The following is a 1289-nucleotide window of genomic DNA, read 5'->3' on the forward strand; positions in this document are numbered from 1 at the left end:
TCTCGCCGTAGCAGATCGTCCAGACGCCGACGATGTCGCGATAGGAGGCGGTGCGGAGGCCCTCCCAGGGGGCGATCAGCGCGACGGCGGCGGCGATCACCGCGGCTGCGGCGCCACCGGCGGCGGTGCGGCGGCGGATCATTCGTCGTCCCCCGCAAGCCCGGTCTGGGCGATCACCCTGGCCAGCAGCGCAGCGGCCGAGAGCAGCCCCACGGCGGCGGCGTAGAGATCGGGCGGCAGACCCAGCATGTCCGCGGACAGCAGCGTGGCGGCGGCCTCAAGGCCGGACAGAATGACCATGGCGGCCAGAATCCACACCGACCACGCACGGCGCAGCACCGCGCGCCAGTTGGGCACGAGTTTCATTTGCGATCTCCTGCGGTTGGGGATGGCCCCGGTCTCAGGGCCAGACGATCAGCGCCAGCCAGATGGCGGCGGTGAGGGTAAGGTAGAGGGGCAGGCTCATTTGCCGCCCCGCCAGAGGCGCAGCATTTCCGCCAGATGGGCCGGGTCGCGCTTGAGCCAGAGCAGCGCCGCGGCGGCGGTTTCCAGCGCCAGCGGGCCGAGGACGGTCACGCCGACGATGGTCAGGCGCTCGGGCATGTCGAGCCAGAGGGCGATCTCGGGGCCCGCGACATAGCCGATGGCGCCCGAGGCCAGCACGATGCCCATGCGGGCGACCAGCGCCATGCCGTCGGTGCGCAGCCAGACGAGGACCAGCGCGCCGAGAAGCGCCAGCAGGGTGCGGATCGCGTTGTCGGTCGCGTCAAGCATGGCGACACATCCGCACGGTCATGTCCGGCCCGTGATGGCATGTGCAGCGCCGATCAGGTTCTGATTGGCAGGGCCGCTGGCCTGAAAATATAGGCGATTGTAAGGGGCGAGCCCGGCCACCCCAGCCGCCCCACCTGCGTTGCTCATGAAGCTCCACGCCCCGGTGACGAGGTTCACGTAAAGAGTTCCATGAGAGGGGGTCTCCAATCCGCCCAAATTGATATAGCCAGTGGAGCCTGTTCCGTCACGGTTCAGGGCAAACTGCAAGCCGGAAGCGCCACCGCCGGTTCGAAACCAGCATAGGTCCACCCGCATATCACGGACCCCATCGAGGCCCGTGATAATGCTTCCGACCAAGGAGCTGCCGCCTGACAGATTGATCGTGCCAAGCAGGTTGGTCTGGCTCATGGCCCTGGGCTGGATCTTCGGCGCCCCGGGCGAGCCCTCGGTGATGGCAATCGGGTTGTCCTTGCAGGCGCGCACGTCGATGGCGCGCCAGGGCAGGTCCTGGTCCG

At 68.3% G+C, this 1289-nt stretch carries 4 protein-coding genes; all 4 read right to left on the minus strand.

Going from position 1 to position 1289, the window contains the following annotated elements:
- Nucleotides 1-142, minus strand: a 142-nt coding sequence (locus tag BYZ73_RS24230; protein WP_146746393.1) for a glycoside hydrolase family protein, incomplete at its 3' end; no start/stop codon positions are given.
- Nucleotides 139-366, minus strand: a complete 228-nt coding sequence (locus BYZ73_RS21115; RefSeq protein WP_112317565.1) for a DUF7940 domain-containing protein — start codon at nucleotides 364-366, stop codon at nucleotides 139-141. The genes BYZ73_RS24230 and BYZ73_RS21115, both read right to left, overlap by 4 nt.
- Before the next feature lie 96 nt (nucleotides 367-462).
- Entirely contained in the window at nucleotides 463-774 is a 312-nt protein-coding gene (locus BYZ73_RS21120) for a hypothetical protein (protein ID WP_108028598.1), read from the minus strand.
- Nucleotides 775-792: 18 nt separating this feature from the next.
- Nucleotides 793-1289: hypothetical protein (locus BYZ73_RS23080; RefSeq protein ID WP_181498160.1), on the minus strand; the 497-nt coding region annotated here is incomplete at its 5' end.

It is taken from the genome of Rhodovulum viride (genome assembly GCF_003265965.1).
GTDB classification, from domain to species: Bacteria; Pseudomonadota; Alphaproteobacteria; order Rhodobacterales; family Rhodobacteraceae; genus Rhodovulum; species Rhodovulum kholense.